The sequence below is a fragment of the Candidatus Dormiibacterota bacterium genome (assembly GCA_036495095.1).
GTDB lineage: Bacteria > Chloroflexota > Dormibacteria > Aeolococcales > Aeolococcaceae > CF-96.
Window position 1 is genome coordinate 17,394 of record DASXNK010000043.1, and the last position, 16,693, is coordinate 34,086.

At 73.9% G+C, this 16,693-nt stretch carries 10 protein-coding genes and 1 pseudogene; 5 read left to right on the forward strand and 6 right to left on the reverse strand.

Features of this window, described 5'->3' with window-relative positions; genetic code table 11:
• The first annotated feature begins 1 nt into the window (after position 1).
• Positions 2–2,302 (forward strand): glycogen debranching protein GlgX, encoded by a 2,301-nt coding sequence (gene glgX / locus VGL20_04695; protein ID HEY2702969.1) that lies wholly within the window; start codon positions 2–4, stop codon positions 2,300–2,302.
• A 345-nt stretch (positions 2,303–2,647) separates the two neighbouring features.
• Here the strand turns inward: glgX and VGL20_04700 are convergent.
• Together VGL20_04700 and VGL20_04705 are read right to left on the reverse strand one after the other, a co-directional pair.
• A pseudogene (locus tag VGL20_04700) lies at positions 2,648–2,857 on the reverse strand (J domain-containing protein).
• A gap of 72 nt (positions 2,858–2,929) precedes the next feature.
• Complete coding sequence (locus VGL20_04705; protein ID HEY2702970.1) at positions 2,930–3,931, reverse strand: prolyl oligopeptidase family serine peptidase; 1,002 nt, start codon at positions 3,929–3,931, stop codon at positions 2,930–2,932.
• A gap of 34 nt (positions 3,932–3,965) precedes the next feature.
• Here VGL20_04705 and VGL20_04710 point away from each other — a divergent pair, with 34 nt between their 5' ends.
• From VGL20_04710 to VGL20_04720, 3 genes are all read left to right on the forward strand, one after another.
• Complete coding sequence (locus VGL20_04710) at positions 3,966–4,775, forward strand: aldo/keto reductase (GenBank protein HEY2702971.1); 810 nt, start codon at positions 3,966–3,968, stop codon at positions 4,773–4,775.
• A 199-nt stretch (positions 4,776–4,974) separates the two neighbouring features.
• Positions 4,975–5,859, forward strand: coding sequence for a hypothetical protein (locus VGL20_04715; GenBank protein ID HEY2702972.1), 885 nt, complete (start codon positions 4,975–4,977; stop codon positions 5,857–5,859).
• A 222-nt stretch (positions 5,860–6,081) separates the two neighbouring features.
• Positions 6,082–7,002 carry a hypothetical protein gene (locus VGL20_04720; protein ID HEY2702973.1) on the forward strand — a complete coding sequence of 307 codons (921 nt, stop codon included), beginning with the start codon at positions 6,082–6,084 and terminating at the stop codon, positions 7,000–7,002.
• 69 nt (positions 7,003–7,071) lie between these two features.
• Here the strand turns inward: VGL20_04720 and VGL20_04725 are convergent, their stop codons facing one another.
• Entirely contained in the window at positions 7,072–8,859 is a 1,788-nt protein-coding gene (locus VGL20_04725; protein HEY2702974.1) for an alkaline phosphatase family protein, read from the reverse strand.
• 143 nt (positions 8,860–9,002) lie between these two features.
• Between VGL20_04725 and VGL20_04730 the strand changes: the two genes are divergently transcribed.
• A complete protein-coding gene (locus VGL20_04730; protein ID HEY2702975.1) occupies positions 9,003–9,806 on the forward strand; it encodes a hypothetical protein in 804 nt (267 codons plus the stop codon).
• On the opposite strand, the gene VGL20_04735 is transcribed toward VGL20_04730, so the two are convergent.
• From VGL20_04735 to VGL20_04745, 3 genes are all read right to left on the reverse strand, one after another.
• A complete protein-coding gene (locus VGL20_04735) occupies positions 9,713–10,339 on the reverse strand; it encodes a 4'-phosphopantetheinyl transferase superfamily protein (protein ID HEY2702976.1) in 627 nt (208 codons plus the stop codon). The two genes, VGL20_04730 and VGL20_04735, sit on opposite strands and share 94 nt — an antisense overlap.
• Positions 10,336–14,316, reverse strand: coding sequence for a Pls/PosA family non-ribosomal peptide synthetase (locus VGL20_04740; GenBank protein ID HEY2702977.1), 3,981 nt, complete (start codon positions 14,314–14,316; stop codon positions 10,336–10,338). The genes VGL20_04735 and VGL20_04740 overlap by 4 nt, the downstream gene beginning before the upstream one ends.
• A 215-nt stretch (positions 14,317–14,531) precedes the next feature.
• On the reverse strand, positions 14,532–16,622 hold the full coding sequence (locus tag VGL20_04745; GenBank protein ID HEY2702978.1) for a hypothetical protein: 2,091 nt from the start codon (positions 16,620–16,622) through the stop codon (positions 14,532–14,534).
• Positions 16,623–16,693: the final 71 nt, after the last annotated feature.

Sequence of the window (16,693 nt, forward strand, 5' to 3'; positions counted from 1 at the left end):
GGTGCGGTCGCCGCGGCCCGGGAGCCACGTCCCCCAGGGCGCGACCTGGGACGGCGAGGGCACCAACTTCTCGCTCTTCGCGGAGCACGCCGACGGCGTCGAGCTGGTGCTCCTCGACCGCGAGGGGCGGCAGGAGCGCGCCTTCGAGCTGTCCGAGCGCACCGAGTTCCACTGGCACGGTTACGTGCCCGGAGTGGGGCCGGGGCAGCGTTACGGCTACCGGGTGCGCGGCCCGTACCGCCCCGCAGAGGGGCTGCGCCACAACCCGCGCAAGCTGCTCCTCGACCCCTACGCCAAGGAGATCGGTGGCGACGTCCGGTGGGGCCCCGAGGTCTACGGCCACCACGTCGACGGCGACCGGATCGACGACGACCTCCCCAGCCAGCTCGACTCCGCGGGCTGCGTGCCCCACTCGCTGGTCGCCGACGAGCTCTTCCCCTGGGGCGACGACCGCCCCCCGCTGACCCCGTGGGCGGAGACCGTGATCTACGAGGTCCACGTCCGCGGCTTCACCATGCTCCATCCGGAGATCCCCAGGGAGCTGCGCGGGACCTACATGGCGATGGCCCATCCCGCCGCCATCGACCACCTCCTCCGGCTGGGGGTGACCGCGGTCGAGCTGATGCCCGTACACCACTTCATCGACCAGCGGTTCCTGGTCGAGCGGGGCCTCACCAACTACTGGGGCTACGACAGCATCGGCTACCTCGCGCCCGCGACCCGGTACTCGCGGGCCGCCGGCCACCGCGCCCAGCTGCGCGAGTTCAAGGCGATGGTGCGCGCCCTCCACCGCGCCGGGCTCGAGGTGATCCTCGACGTGGTCTACAACCACACCGCCGAGGGCGACCACCTCGGCCCCACGCTGAGCCTGCGGGGCATCGACAACCCCACCTACTACCGCCTCGACGAGCGGAACCCGCGCCGCTACAGCGACGTCACCGGCACCGGCAACACCCTCAACGCGCGCCAGCCCCAGACGCTGCGGCTGATCATGGACTCGCTGCGCTACTGGGTGACCGAGATGCACGTCGACGGCTTCCGCTTCGACCTCGCCTCGGCGCTGGCGCGGGAGTTCTACGACGTCGACCGGCTCTCGGCGTTCTTCGACATCATCCACCAGGACCCGGTGCTGTCCCAGACCAAGCTGATCGCCGAGCCCTGGGACGTCGGCGAGGGCGGCTACCAGGTGGGCAACTTCCCGGTGCGCTGGGCGGAGTGGAACGGGAAGTACCGCGACACCGTGCGCGACTTCTGGCGCGGGCAGGCCCGGGGGGTGAGCGACCTCGCCTACCGGCTCACCGGTTCCAGCGACCTCTACCAGGACGACGGCCGCGGCCCCTTCGCCTCGGTCAACCTGGTCACCGCCCACGACGGCTTCACCCTCCGCGACCTGGTCACCCACAACCAGAAGCACAACCAGGCGAACGGCGAGGACAACCGCGACGGCACCGACGACAACCGCAGCTGGAACTGCGGGGTCGAGGGCGAGACCGACGACCCCGCGATCGTCGCGCTGCGTGCCCGCCAGCGCCGCAACCTCATGGCCACGCTGATGGTGTCGCAGGGCTGCCCGATGCTGCTCCACGGCGACGAGCTGGGGCGCACCCAACGCGGCAACAACAACGCCTACTGCCAGGACAACGAGATCTCGTGGATCGACTGGGAGCACCTGGACCAGACGATGCTCGACTTCACCCGCCGGGTGCTCGCGTTGCGCCACGCCCAGCCGGTGCTGCGCCGCCGCCACTTCTTCCAGGGGCAGGTGGGCCGCGGCACCCGCCGCAAGGACATCGCCTGGTTCGGCGCCGACGGCACCGAGATGGACGATGAGGACTGGGGGGACCAGCGGCGCCAGTCGCTCGGGATGCTGCTCGACGGCGACCTCATCCCCGAGCGCGACGACCGCGGTGAGCGGATCCGCGGCGACACCCTGCTGGTGCTGCTCCACGCCGGCGGCGAGGACGTCGGCTGGCGCCTGCCCACCGGCTGGGGTCACCGCTGGGAGGTGCTGCTCGACACCGCCCGGCCCGAGGAGGCGGAGGGAGCCCGGGAGCTGGGTGCCGGAGCCGAGCTGGAGATGCCGGCGAGGTCACTGGTGGTGCTGCGTCGCGACGGCACCCACCGGCGCGGGTCAGCCTCCGCCGCGGCGGCGCCCCGCGGGCCGCAGCAGCAGCGTGCCGCCGAGCATGAGGACGATGCCGAGGACCAGCACGTCGCCGCCGGTCGCCCCGGCGAGGTCGGAGGAGAAGAGCCCGCCGAGGAGCACGTGGGGGTCGACGTGCCCGGCCAGCCCGAGGCCTAGCCAGAGCACGAGGGCGACGAGCAGAGCCTCCCACCGCGCCGGGCTCAGCGCACCCCGCCACCCCGGCCAGCTCAGCGCGCCGACCAGCACGCAGCCGGCGCAGCAGGCGGCGCCGCCGATGACCCCGGCGTCGAAGGCCCGGACCGGGACCGGCTCGAGCCGCGCCGGGAGGCTGGCCAGGGGGAGCAGGAGGACGGTCAGCAGCACCGTCACCGCCCCCGCCACCAGCAGCGACCGGCCCGGCACCGCGTACCGCGGCAGCGCCACCGGCTCGGCCGCCGGCTCCGGCGCGGACCCCGCCACCCCGGTGCGGAGGAAGGTGTCGCGCTCGCGGTCGAAGGCGGCGCGGCGGCTGCGCGACAGCAGCACGCTCTTCGCTTCGCTGACCTCCGCGAAGCGGCGGGCCGCCCGCACCCCTCCGGGGTTGACGTCGGGATGATGGCGCTTGGCCAGCTCCCAGAAGGCGGCCTTGATCTCCGCGTCCCCAGCGTCCACGTCGACCCCGAGGACGCTGTAGTGGTCGCGGAAGGCGGTGGCCGGCTCCGCGGAGGTCATGGGGAGCGCATGCTACCCCACCGGCCGCGCACCTCACGGTTGTCGGCGGGCGAAGGCGCGGTGGTGCGGGGGTTATGAGGCGCCGAGCATCCACTCGACGGCGAGGCCGTTGGCCCGCACCAGGTCGGCGCCGGTGAGGATGTGACGCGCCCCGGGGAAGCTGACGAAGCGGCTGCGGACACCCCGGGCCTGGAGGGCCGCCACCGTCGCCGCGGTCCACTCCGCGGGGATGTCCTCGTCGTCGGTGCCCTGGAGGATGAGCACCGGCGGGCCGTCGGCGCGGAGATGGGTGCGCGGCGAGATCCGGGCATACCCGACCGGATCGGCATCCGGGGTGCCGAGCGGACCGGTGCCGCCGGGATGGCCGGTCCACCACTTCCGCGCGTTGTCGGCCATGTCGGTGCTGACCGGTGCGTAGAGGACGATCGCGCGGACCCGCGGGTCGACGACCATCACCAGCTCCGCGACCCCGCCGCCGTTGCTGTGGCCGGCGACGGCGATCCGCCGGGTGTCCGCCTGGGGCAGGGTGGACAGCGAACCGATCAGGTCCATCACCGCCACCGCCGCCGCCTCGATCGGCACCAGGTCGGGCTCGGGTGGGCTGGATCCCGCGTACCCGGGGTCGTCGGGCGCCACCGTCAGGATGCGCTCGGCGGCGAAGGCGCCGGCGTACCTGGTGCTGTCCTGGCCGGTGCGGTACTGCGCCGCCGGGATGTAGCCGTGGTTGACGATCGCCACCGGGAACGGGCCCGTCCCCGCCGGGATGTCGGCGAGACCGGTCATGGTGCCGCCCTGGCTGGGCCAGGTGACCCGGTGGACGGTGTACGTGGCGGTGCCGCCGAGCCGCTCGCCGACCACCAGCCGGCCGCCGCCGTAGCCGCGCGCCCGCAGCGACTCGATGGCGTAGGCGGGGAGCGCCGGAGTGGGGGAGGGGGTCGCGACCGGCCGGGCGGCGGCCGGCCTCGTCGCCGCGCCGCCGCCCGCGAGCGGGGTGGAGGAGCCGGAGCAGGCGGCGGCCGGCGCGGCCGCGAGCAGGGCGGCGAGGGCGGCGCCGAGCCGCGGGCGGAGGGTCATGACGTCGATTGTCCCGCAGCCCTACAGTGGAGCTGTGCAGCGGCGCCCGCTCGGCGACTCCGGACTTGACGTGCCCGCGGTGGGCATGGGCACCTGGCGCACCTTCGACGTGCGCACCACGGCCGAGGTGGCGGCTCGCGCCGAGGTGCTCGGCGAGGCGATCGACGCCGGCGCGACCCTGGTCGACACCTCGCCGATGTACGGCGCGGCTGAGCGGGTGCTCGGCGGGCTGCTCGCCGGCCGGCGCGACGCCGTGCTGGTCGCCACCAAGGTGTGGACGCCCGACCCGGCCGAGGGCGAGCTGCAGGTCCAGCGCGCGCTGGGCTGGTTCGAGGGCAGGGTCGACATCTACCAGGTGCACAACCTGGTGTCCTGGGAGGCGCATCTCGACACCCTCGAGCGGGAGCGCGAGCGCGGCACGGTGCGCGTGGTCGGCGCCACCCACTGGAGCCCGAGCGCGTTCCCCGAGCTGGAGACGGTGATGCGCACCGGTCGCATCGGCAGCATCCAGGTGCCCTACAACCCGGTCGAGCGCGAGGTCGAGCGCCGCATCCTCCCGCTGGCCGCCGAGCTGGGCATCGGCGTGCTGGTGATGCGGCCGTTCGCCGAGGGCGCGCTGATGCGGCGGCCGCCTCCGGCGAGCGCGCTGGAACCGCTGCGGCGCTTCGGGGTGAGCACCTGGGGACAGGCGCTGCTGAAGTGGATCCTCAGCGACGGCCGCTGCCACGCCGCCCTCCCCGCCACCTCGCGTCCGGGGCGGATGCGCGAGAACGCGGCCGCCGGCGACCCACCCTGGTTCGGGCCCCAGGAGCGCGCCCTGGTGGAGCGTCTCGCCCGCGACTGACGCGGCGTGAGGATACAGTCCCCCGGGCGCTGGTGCGGATTGCGGTCTGCCGACGGCGGCGTCGGGTGTTGCGCACAGGCCCGAGTTCGGCGACTGCCTCATCCGTCCCGGCTCGCTATGCTGGAGCCCGCGGTCGCCGCCGGTGTGGTCCCACACGCCGGGTCGACGGCCGCGGCAATCAGAGAAGGGAGGCGGAAATATGCTGGGAATCAGAGCACGGCGCCGCGCCGGTGTGACCGTCGCGCTGGCGGGCATGCTCGGCGGCGCGATGGTGGGCTTCAGCTCGGTCGAGGGCGCCACCGCGCCGGTGCCGGGCGGCACCGGGACCGCCAGGGCGGCGGCCACCCCCACCGGCGGCGGCGGCTCAGGGGGCTCGCCGACCCGGGGCGGCACGGTCGGGTCGCCGACCCACAGCTTCAGCGGCTCCACCGGGTCGCCGACCCACAGCGGCAGCAGCTCCACCGGGTCGCCGACCCACAGCGGCAGCAGCGGTCCCACCGGCTCGCCGACGTACCGGGGGATCGCCGCGAAGCCGAGCTTCACCCCCGGCTCCTCACCGGTGTCCAGCCCCCAGGGCTCGCCGGTCGCCAAGGCCTCGCCGACCCCCAGCCTGCGCGGGACGGCTCCGGTCTCCAGCGCCAATCCGAGCTCCACCCCGAGGTCGAACCCGACCGCGGCCGCCCGGACGTCGCCGACCCCGCTCCCGGGGAACAACAACCGCAACCCCAACTGGAAGCACGACTCCCAGAGCTGGCACCAGTGGGACGGGGCCTGGCAGGATCCCAACTGGCACAACGAGCACTCCCGCGATTCTCGCCATGAGCAGTGGCAGGACAACTCGCGCCGTGAGCACGACGACTTCCACTTCGACGAGTTCCGCAACGAGGACAGCAGCTTCCGGCACGACTGCGACACGCTGCTGACCTTCCACAGCGTGCGGGCGCTGCTCGACTTCCTCGACGGCGACAGCTCGCTGCGGGACTTCTTCGAGCTCCACGGCGACCTGTACGACTTCCTCGTCCACCACTCCGACTGGTCGGGCGACTTCGACCGCAGCTGCACCTTCATCGACCTGCACCTGTAGACGATCAACCGTCGGGCGGGGGTGCGGCCGGGCCGCGCCCCCGCCGACTGACGACAGCGATGTCGTCGGTCGAAACCCCCGTCGAGCTCGCCTCGGAAACCGCCGTACGTCTTCGCTATCCTGTGGGCAACGCGGTGGTACCTGGCGGACACCCACTCGCCGCCGGCCCGCCGCTTCCAAGGGAGGCGGGATATGGGAAGAAGGCGCAGTCCACGTTCTCTGGTGGGCATCGCCGCACTGGCGGGGAGCGTCGCGCTGGCGCTGAGCTCGGTGCAGCAGGCGAGCGCGGCCACCGCGACCTCCCGGCCGCCGGGCCCCTCGCACACCGCGAGCACCGGCTCCGGAGGCGGCGGCTCGGGCGGGGGAGGCTCGAAGTCGTACTCGTACTCCGGCCAGAGCGGGTCCCAGGGCCAGGGCCGGTACTCCAGCGGCAGCTGCTCGCCCTACCCGAGCTGCGCATCCGGCTCCTCGGGAGGCCAGTACGGCGGCGCGAGCACCCGGAACAGCTCGACGGCCAGCGGCAAAGGCTCGCAGAGCTACTACGGCTCGGGCACCAACTCCAACGCCGGCAATTCGCCCACGTACCATCCCCCGACCAACTCCAGCTCCAACGGCACGCCGCGCTCGAACAGGGTCCAGAGCGCGCCACCGCCGTCGCAGCAGCAGGGCCAGCAGACCCACCAGCAGAACGCCAACACCAAGCCGGTGAACAACAACAACAACACCAGGCCGGTGAACAACGGCAAGGGGAACTGGACCCCGCGCAACGACACCTGGCGGCACGACTCGACCGACTGGCACCGCTGGGACAACAGCTGGCGCGACCAGCGGTTCCACGACGACCACTTCCGCGACTCACGCCACGAGCACGGGTTCTTCCGTGACGACCGGTCCTGCGAGTTCCACGACTGCGATCGCTTCCACTTCGACGAGTTCCGCAGCGAGGACCGCAGCTTCCGCAACGACTGCGACACCCTGATCAGATTCCACAGCGTCCGCTCGCTGCTCGACTTCCTCGACGGCGACACCTCGCTGCGCGACTTCTTCGAGCTCCACGGCGAGCTCTTCGACTTCCTCGTCCACCACTCCGACTGGTCGGGCGACTTCGACAACAGCTGCTCGTTCATCGACCTGCACCTGTAGGAGCACGGTCGGCACCGGCGCAGGCGCCGGACCGGAGGGGGTGCGGACCACCGCACCCCCTCCTTTCGTTCAGGGCAGCGCGGGTGACGTGTCCCGGCGGTGGCCGAAGTCGAACAGGCCCATCAGGTCGCCGATCGCCGGGCCGTTGCCGGGCACGTAGGGATCGTCGCCCCCGGCCTCCGGGTTGGGCAGGTTGTCGGTGCTTCGCTCGGAGAGCGGCGAGAGCCGCCAGTTGCGCTCGATGAACTTGAGCACCGAGACGTGGTCGGCGTAGGTGTGGTCGACCGCCCCCGGCCGGGCGTACGGCGAGATCGCGAGCATCGGCACCCGGGGGCCGTCCCCGAAGAAGGTCACCGGCTGGATGTACCCCGAGTCGTAGTAGCCGCCGCCCTCGTCGAAGGTGACCAGGATCGCGGTGTCGGCGAAGAGCTTCGGCTGCGCCATCACCCGCTTCACCACGTCCTTGGTGAAGTCCTCGAACAGCGCCAGGGTGGAGTAGCCGGGGTGGCCGTCGTTGTCGCCGGGCTTCACGAAGGAGACCGCCGGCAGGCTGCCGGCGGCGACCGCGGCGGTGAAGTCGTCGTAGCCGTGGAGGTTGGCGCGCTGCGTCGGGCTGGTCATGATCGAGGTGGCGTACTGCATCGGGTCGCAGATGCCGCAGTACTCGGCGGTCGGCCTGCCGTGGTTCCAGCCCACCCCGTAGTAGCCCCACGGGATGCCCCGCGCCGCCAGCGCGTCGCCGACGGTGCGGAACCGCTGCGGCGGGACGGTGAAGTGGTCGGAACCCAGCGGCGCCGGGGTGCCGTCGGCGAGGTAGCCGGGATCGTAGTTGTTGAGCAGGTAGTAGGCGCCGTCGGCGCAGTCGCCGCCGCGGAAGGGGTGGTGCTCGTCCAGGAAGGAGCGGATCGCACCCACGCCCGGCTGCGAGCGGTCAGAGCAGTTCGAGTAGCTGCCTCCCCTGTAGCCGTCCTGGGTGAAGTTGTTGTTCGTGCCCGGCTTGGGGTTGGGGTTCTCGACCTGGTTCTGCGGCGGCTTGGTCGGGTGGCCGGCGGCGTCCTGGTGGAAGGCGGCGTCGCCGGTGCCGAGGCTGATGTGATTGGCGCCGGTGCCTCCCATCACCGCCTGGTGATAGTTGTCGGAGCTGGCGTAGTGGTCGGCGAGGAAGCGCAGCACCGGCGCGTCACCGTCGCTCATGCTGTAGTAGCCCATCTGCAGGCCGCCCTGGTGGATCGGGTCGGGCGGCGTCGCGCCGTTGTCGAACCCCGCGGTGTTCGCGGTCCACACCCAGAGGTCGTTGCGGCCGCCGTCCACCTGCTGCCACATCTGGTAGAAGCGGTGGATGGGGTCGCCCGTGTACGACGGGTAGGGGACGTACCTGGTGATCCGGTACGGGCAGTTGGGCAGGGTGGCGGGGAACCGGGTGTCGGGGACGTTCGGGGGCAGCCCCTTGGCGGTGGTGGTGTTGGGCCGGGGCAGCGCCGGGTACGCCACCGTCCGCGGCGGCGTCAGCCGGTAGACGTCGACGTCGGAGGCCTGGCGTTGCACCGAGCGCTCCGCCTCGGGACCGCAGCCGCCGCCGGCGGTGACGATCCCCTGGGAGAGCAGGGTGCGGGCGTGCTGGCCGACCGGCGGTGTCCAGGTGGCGAAGACGTTGTCGTAGGTGCGGTTCTCGCCGATGACCACGATCACGTGCTTGATCGGGGTCTGGGTGGGGACCGATCGGGCGTCCCCGGAGGCCGCCCGGGCGGGGGTGCCGAGGCTGGCCCCGGCGCCCGCGGCGAGCGTCCCCGCGAGCAGCAGCCCCAGGCCGGTCCGGCGGCGTCCCCGCCGGGGACCAGTGCAGCGCGTCGGCGTCATCCCACTTCCTCCTGTGCGACCTCCTGCAGGCGGGCCCGCCGGCCCGAGCCCAGGATGAGAGATGGGGGGAGAAGGTCCGGTGAAAACCGGATCAAGAGGTGGGGTGTTTGCGCCTGCACACCATCACCGTGTATATGTCAGGAATGATCAATTCATCGCGGCTGGCGCCCGGGGCGCTGATGCTCGTCGCCGCCGCGGGCTGGGCGGCGCTGGCCACCGGCAGCGCACCGGCGTCGGCGCGGTCGACGCAGCCGGCGGGGGGCGCGACGATCTGGATCCAGACCATGGACTCCTGCAAGCAGGCCATCGGCGGCGCAGGCTACCAGCTCGTCGGCGCCGGCGTCTCGATGAGCGCCGACACCCCGGCGGGGCAGAAGACCCGGGTGGCGAGCACCCCCAACTGCCCGCTGGAGCAGGGCGACTGCGCCGCCACGACCACCGGGTGCGTGAGCTTCGCCGGCGTCGCGGCGGGCACGTACACGATCCGCGAGACCAGGGCCCCGGCAGCCGACACCTCGAACCCCGAGGGCTACGCGCCCTGCGAGGGGGGCAGCGCCTGCCGCTCCGAGGTCGCCACCGTCACCGTCGACGCCGGCGGTGGGGTGCGGGCGACGGTCACCAACCTGTACCCCGACGGCGCCTCCGCCACCTGGCCGGCCGGGGGTGGCCGCCGCGGCCATTCCGCCTATGCGGCCACCGCCGCCGACCCCGTGGTCTTCCACGACTTCGGCCTCGCCCCGCCCGGCCGCAGCGGCCAGTGCGACGGCGACTCCGACGCCGACGACCACCTCACCGGCTCTCCCAGCGGCCACTGCGCGTACCCGGAGGACCAGGAGGACGCGGCCTGCAAGCCCTACCCGTGGAGCTGCCAGTCCACGGCGAGCGGGCCCAGGGTGAGGCCGGCGGCCGACAGGGCCACCCCGGTCACGGTGCCGCAGAGCATCTGAGGCGCACGCTCGAGGCTGGCGGCGGCGTCGTCGAGCCCGGCGCCACAGGCCTTCACCGCCGCCTCCACCCGGGTCCACCAGCGCAGCAGCACCGCCGCCCGCTCGGCCGCCGGCGCGGCATCGACCGCCGCCCGCGCCCCGGCGGGCAGCAGGTCGGCGACCCCCAGCCCGGCGTCGGTGAGCGGCCGCAGCGGCTCGACGTCGACCCCCACGGGGCAGTCGTCGGAGAGGGCGACCGCGCACCAGCGGCCGCGCCGTGACAGGCTGAAGGCGGGGCCGGGCCCGGCGAGCACGGGCTTCCCGCCGGCGGCGGTGGTGATCGGGATCGACTCGGGCGCACCGCCGACGCGCTCGGCGAGCAGCCGGCGCAGCGCCCGGTGGGCGGCGAGGAAGGCGTCACGCTCGGCCGGCAGGGTGATGCGGGCGGCACGGCGCAGATCGTCGTGCCCCAGCCCCGACCGCCGGCCGCCGTCCGGGACGGAGTCGAGGTGCACGAGGTGCACCTCGATCCGCGCCACCGCGACGTCGATCATCCGGGCAGGTGGACCGGCCCGGCCGGGATGCCCCGCCAGCGTCCCCCCGCGGGCAGGCTCTCGCCCTTCATCGCCAGCGACAGCGGATCGAGCATGGCGCCATCGGCCAGCTGGGCGTCGTAGAGCACCACCGCGCGGGCGCCGACGGTGCTGGCCCGCCCCAGGGTGACGGTGGACATCTTCATCACCCGGTCCTCGAAGAGGTGGGTCTGCAGCGAGGCGGAGGCGCCGACGCAGGCGTCGTCCCCGACCCGCACCAGGTCGAACTCGGTGAGATAGGTGGTCTGCAGGCACACCCGCCGGCCCACCCGGGCTCCGAACAGGCGCAGCAGCGGACCGATCCACGGAGTGCCGGTGAGCACCCCCAGCAGCGCGGGCACGGCCACGCTCTCGTAGAGGCCGGTGACCAGCTCGCTGCGGCGCACGAACAGCGCCCAGAGCGGCTCGACGCGGGGAACGTAGCGGCCCACCAGCAGCCACTTCAGCAGCACCACCAGCAGGGTCACGCCCAGGCCCGAGGCGAGGGCGACCACCGGGGTGGCGAGGATCAGCTCGATCGCGGAGCCGCGGCGGGCGAGGCGCAGCTCGACGGAGGCGGCGAGCAGGAGGGCGAGCGCGATCAGCGTCGCCGGCAGGGTGATACGGAAGTACTCGACGGCGAGCCGCGCCGTTACCCGCGCCGCCGATGGGCGGTAGGTGACCTCCTCGGAGAAGGCCTCGCTCGGCTGGCGGCGGGGGAGGAAGATCGCCGGCGAGCCCAGCCACGAGGTCTCCGCCTCGACCGGCCTCGCCGGCGCCACCGACTGCACTCCGATCAGGCTGCTGTCGCCCAGCCGGGTGTGGCTGCGCACCACCGCGGCGTTGCCGACGAAGCAGCGGCGGCCGAGCTCGGTGCGTCCCAGCGCGATCGCGCCGTGGGCGAACGTGGCCGCGCCCACCGAGGCGAAGTCGGCGACGAAGCTCTCCTCGCCGAGGGTGAGCAGGTCGGGGTCGATGTGAGCGGCGGTCGAGACCTCCGAGCGCCTGCCGATGCGGGCGCCGAGCAGGCGCAGCCAGGGCACCGCGTAGAGGGTGGCGTAGAGGGTGTTGCTGAGCTCGAGGCTCATCGCCATCAGCCGGTCGGCGAACCACTTCCGCAGCCCCAGCGCGGAGCACAGCGGGTGGATGCCCGGCTCGGTGCGGGCGAGCACGAGGCGGCGGCCCGCGGCCACCAGCGCGCAGGCGGTGAGCGCCGTCACCGGCCCGGCCACCAGGGTCGAGGCGATCGCCGCGAGCAGGCCCCGGCGCGCCATCGCCAGCGTCACCAGCAGCAGGCCCGGCATCGCCATGACGAAGGGGAGCACCCCGAGCACCGCCACGCCGGCGGCGAACCCCGCACCCAGCGCCGGCGACCAGCGCCGCCCCTGGTGGCCGGCGGCCGCCATGGCGTCGAGCAGAGCGTCGCCCTCGGCGCTCGGCACCGCCGGCGACCCGCCCCAGCTCTGTCCGTCGGGAAGCCGCTGGCCGCGGGCCAGCAGCGACTGGTCGGCGAGCCGGGACCCCGGCCCCATCTCGGCGCCGCCGACCAGCACCGAGCCGGTGCCGACCACCGCTCCGGCGCCGACCCGGACCGGGTCGAGGAGGAGCCAGCCGTCCTCGACGACGGCGGGCATCACGTCCACGCCGTAGCCGAGGCTGGCGCCGTCGCCGATCTCGGTGAGCCACGGGGTCTGGATCCGCTCGGTCGCGATCTGGCAGGAGTGGCCGATCCGCGCGCCGAGCAGGCGGAGGTAGGCGGCCATCAGCGGCGAGCCCGCGAGCAGGCGCAGCGGTGCCAGCGCGAGCAGCCGGGTGAACATCCACCAGCGCACGTGGGTGGCGCCCCACAGCGGGTGGCGTCCAGGCCGGATCCGCGCGGCCACGGTCCAGCGCCCGGCGACCGGCAGCACCAGGGCGGTGACCAGGAAGCCGAGGGGCAGGAGCAGCGCGCCCAGCACCAGCCGCGAGGCCGTCAGGCTGCCGCCGGACCGCGCCAGCAGCCAGGCGGCGGGAGCGCCGAGGATCAGCACCAGCGCGTAGAGCCCGGCCAGCTGGACCGCGCCGGCGGCGAGCACGCGGCCACCGCGGTGACGCAGCGCCGCCGGCCGGGGGCCCGTGGCGGCGCCGTCGTGCGGCCCCACCGCCGCCAGCGTCGAGAGCGCCTCGAGGTGGTCGGCGAGCGCCCGGATGGTCGGTCGCTCGTAGAGGTCGCCGATCCCCACCGAGCGCGACTCGGGCCGGCGGCGGAGGCGCGAGACCACCATCGCGGCGAACAGCGAGTGGCCGCCGAGGTCGAGGAAGAAGTCCGCCTCCACGGAGATGTCGGGGTGGCCGAAGACCTCGGTCCAGACCGCCAGCAGGTCGGCCTCGAGCGGGGTCGCCGGGGCCACGACCTGGTCGGCGCGCAGCCCCAGCCGCGGCGACACCGGAGCGGGGAGCTGGGTGCGGGCGACCTTCGAGCCGGCCAGCGTGGGCAGGCGGTCGAGCACCTCGATGAACGCCGGCACCATGTACGCGGGGAGGCGGCGGCGCAGCCGGTCGTGGAGCCTCCCGCGCAGCTCCGCCTCCCCGGAGGGTCGGCGCAGGGTGACATGGGCGACCAGGTCGGTGGCCACGCCGTCGACCTCCAGGGCCGAGACCACCACGTTCTCCACCGCCTCGTCCTCGCGGACCACCTCCTCGATCTCGCCGAGCTCGATGCGGTAGCCGCGGATCTTCACCTGGGCGTCGAGGCGGCCGAGGAACTCGATCTCCCCGGAGGCGGACAGACGGCCGAGGTCGCCGGTGCGATACATCCGCGACCCCGGGGCGGTGAGATCGGCGACGAACCGCTCGGCGGTGAGCTCGGGACGGTTCACATAGCCCTGGGCGACGCCGGGGCCGCCGATGCAGATCTCCCCGGGCTCGCCGGCGGGCACCGGGCGCAGCCGCTCGTCGCACAGCCGGACGGTGTACGAGGGGAGGGGCCGGCCGATCGTCACCGCGCGGTCGGGGCGAAGCTCGCACCAGGTGGCGGTGACGGTGGTCTCGGTGGGGCCGTAGGTGTTGAGCATCCGCCGCCCGGGGCGGCTCCAGCGCTGCACCAGGTCCCGCGGGCAGGCCTCGCCGCCGACGATCAGGGTGCGCAGCGAGGGCACCTCGCGGTCGAGGGTGGCGAGCAGCGTGGGCACGCAGCAGAGCACCGTCACCCCGCGCTCGACCAGGAGGTCGGCGAGCTGGGGGCCGAGCCGGCAGCCGTCGGTGGGCCCCGCCACCACCGTTGCGCCGGCCATCCACGCCGGCCACATCTCCTCGACGGAGAAGTCGAAGGCGATGGTCATCCCCTGGTACACGCGGTCCTGTGCGGTCACGTCGTAGATCGGCGTGACCACATCGAGGAAGTCGCAGATGTTGCCGTGGCTGACCGCAACACCCTTGGGACGGCCGCTCGACCCGGAGGTGTAGATGATGTACGCGAGGCCATCGCGGCCGGCGTCGGCGTCCGGCCGGGTGGCGGGCACGCCGGCGAGGCAGGAGGGTTCGTCGAGCTCGAGCGCCGGGCAGGGCAGCGAGCCCGCCGCGGCGGCGGCGAGGGCGGCGCTGGTGAGCACCACCCGGAGGCCGGCATCGGTGGCGATGAAGGCGATCCGGTCGGCGGGGTGGCCCGGGTCGATGGGGACGAAGGTCGCCCCCGCCTTGAGCACGCCCAGCACCGCGGCGTAGGTCTCGAGCGAGCGCTGCAGGAGGATGCCGACCCGGTCGCCGGGGGCGACCCCGAGGGCGATCAGCCGGTGGGCGACGCGGTTGCCCTGGCGGTCGAGCTCGCGGTACCGGGCCTGGCGGTCGCCACACTCCACGGCGACCGCGTCGGGCACGCGGTCGGAGGTGGTCTCGAAGTGGTGGTGGAGCCGTCCGACACGCCCCCGGACCGGGCTCGACGCCGCCCAGCCCAGGCGCGACGCAGACGTCGGATCGGACACTGCCATCTTCGTCCGGAACCCCCTTCCTGACAATCGAGAGAATGCTCGTGGGACCGCTTGTCGGGCCATCGGCTACAACGCAGTCGGGGGGAGCTTCTTGCGCGCTGGCACTGGCCCGAGATGACAGTCCCGAATAGGCGATGAAGATGAGGTCAGGCTGACGTCGGTGTGGCGTCAGGATTAACGGAATGACAATCCCTGGTTAAGGTATCGCCTCAGCGGCCGACGGCGATCACCACCGTGTCGCCGGCCCGCAGGCCCGATGTGACCTCGGTGCGCGCCGGGTCGCCGGCACCGATCGTCACCGGCCGGGCCACCGTCCCGCCGCCCTCGCGGGGGACGAGGACGTAGATCGCCGAGCCGGAGGTGTGGATCGCGCTCGTGGGCACGGTGAGCACCCCGGAGACCTCCTGGACGACGATGCCCATCTGGGCGCTGGCGCCGGGATGGAGGTCGGGATGCTCGCCCCCGATGGCGGCGGTGACGGTGAAGGTGGCCACCCCGGCGTTGACCAGCGCGGCGGGCGCGATCCCGGTCACGGCGCCGACCACCTGCTCGCCGCCGCCCGCGGGGGTGACGTGGACGCGGTCACCGGCGCGGATCAGCCGCAGCTGGGCGTCGCTCACCGGGCCACTGACCTGGTAGGCGGTGGGGGTGAGCAGGACGACGGCGTGGGTGAGGTTGGCGACGCCGTTGTTCCCCGCGGTGGGCCCGCTGCTCGCCGCGGTGGCCAGCAGCGCGCCGCCGCCGACCGACACGGTGCCGGTGCCCACGCCGGCCACGCTGCCGCTGCCGATCGCCTGGCCCGGGGCGACGTTCACCTGCTCGACGATACCGTCCACCGGGGCCACCAGCACCGCCGAGGCCACCGCGTCCTGGGCGGCGACCACCTGGGACTGGTCGGCCTGCACCTGTGCCTCGTCCATGGCCACCTGCTGGGGGATGGTCCCGTTCATCACGGCACTCAGCTGGGCCAGCGAGTTCTGCAGCTGGATGGTGGCGGTGGTGACCTGGGCCTGGGCCTGGTGGGTGCCCTGCACCGTCCGGGTCTGCGCCTGGACGACGGAGTTGGAGTTGGTCTGCTGCGCCGACTGGAACGCGACCCGGGCGTTCTGGAGCTGGATCGTGGCGGCGGCGAGCTGCGCCTGGGCCTGGTCGACGCCGCTCTGCAGCTGGGCCTGGGCCTGGGCGACCTGCGCCAGCCCCTGGCGGGTCGACCCCTGCAGCTGGACGGCGGCGCTGCGCAGCTGCACCTGCGCGGTGGCGAGCTGCTGCTCCGCCTGGCCGGCGTCGAGCTGCAGCCGGGCCTGCGCCTGCACCACCTGGCTCTGGGCGACGGCGGCGGCGCCCTCGTCCTTGACCAGGGTCTGCTGGTCGCCGTTGACCCGCTGCTGGTCGGAGGTGACCGCCTGGCGGTCGGCCTGGCACTGGGCGGTGGCCGGGGGATGGGCGCAGTCGGCGTTCTCGCGGCCCTGGTCCTGGTGGAGCTGGCCGAGGTCGGTGCCGAGGCCGTGCTGGTCGACCGCCACCAGGGCGGCGGCGGCGGCGAGCTGCACCTGCGCGGCCTGCACCGCGGCGCCGTCGAGGCGCTGGACGTCGCCGAGGTTGCGCTGGCCGGCGGTGACCGCCACCTGAGCCGTCGCCACCGCCGCCTGGCCCTGCGCCTGCGCCTGGGCGAAGGTCGCGGCGGCGAGGGCGACGGTCTCCTGGCCGGAGATCTGGACGTCGAAGAGGCTGCGCTGGTCGGCGGCGACGGTGGCCTCGTCGGCGCCGATCTGTCCCTGGGCCGCGGCGAGGGCGGTCTGCAGCGCGATCTGCGCCGCCTGCACCACCTCCTGGCCGAGCTGGGCGGTGTCGGAGAGGTTGACCTGGGCGGGCCCCAGCGCCCCCCGCGCCGACCCCACCGCCCCCTCGGCGGTCACCTCCCCGGTGTTGTTGGGCCCTCCCTCGTCCTGGCGGAGCCTCGCCTGGGCGGAGGCCAGCGCCGAGCGGGACTGGTCGAGCTGCGCCACCACCCCGGTGGTGTCGAGGGAGGCGAGGATGCCGCCCGCGGCCACGTGCTGCCCCGCCTGCACGGCGACGCTGGCGATATGGCCGCCGGTGCCGAAGTCGAGGTCGGTCTCGCTCGCCGGCTGCAGCGTGCCGGTGACGTCCACGGTCTGGGTCACGGTGCCGCGCTGCACCTGGGCGGTGCGGAGGTTGGACGGGGCGGGCCCGCGGCGGGCGACGAGCACGCCGATGATGGCGACGACGAGCAGCAGCGCCGCCGGGATCATCCAGCGGCGCGGCCGCAGCCTGGCGGCCATCACATCCATCCCTTCCTGTGCACCCGCAGTGCCCATGGCATGCCGACGGCATGCCCACTGTCCGAGCGGCG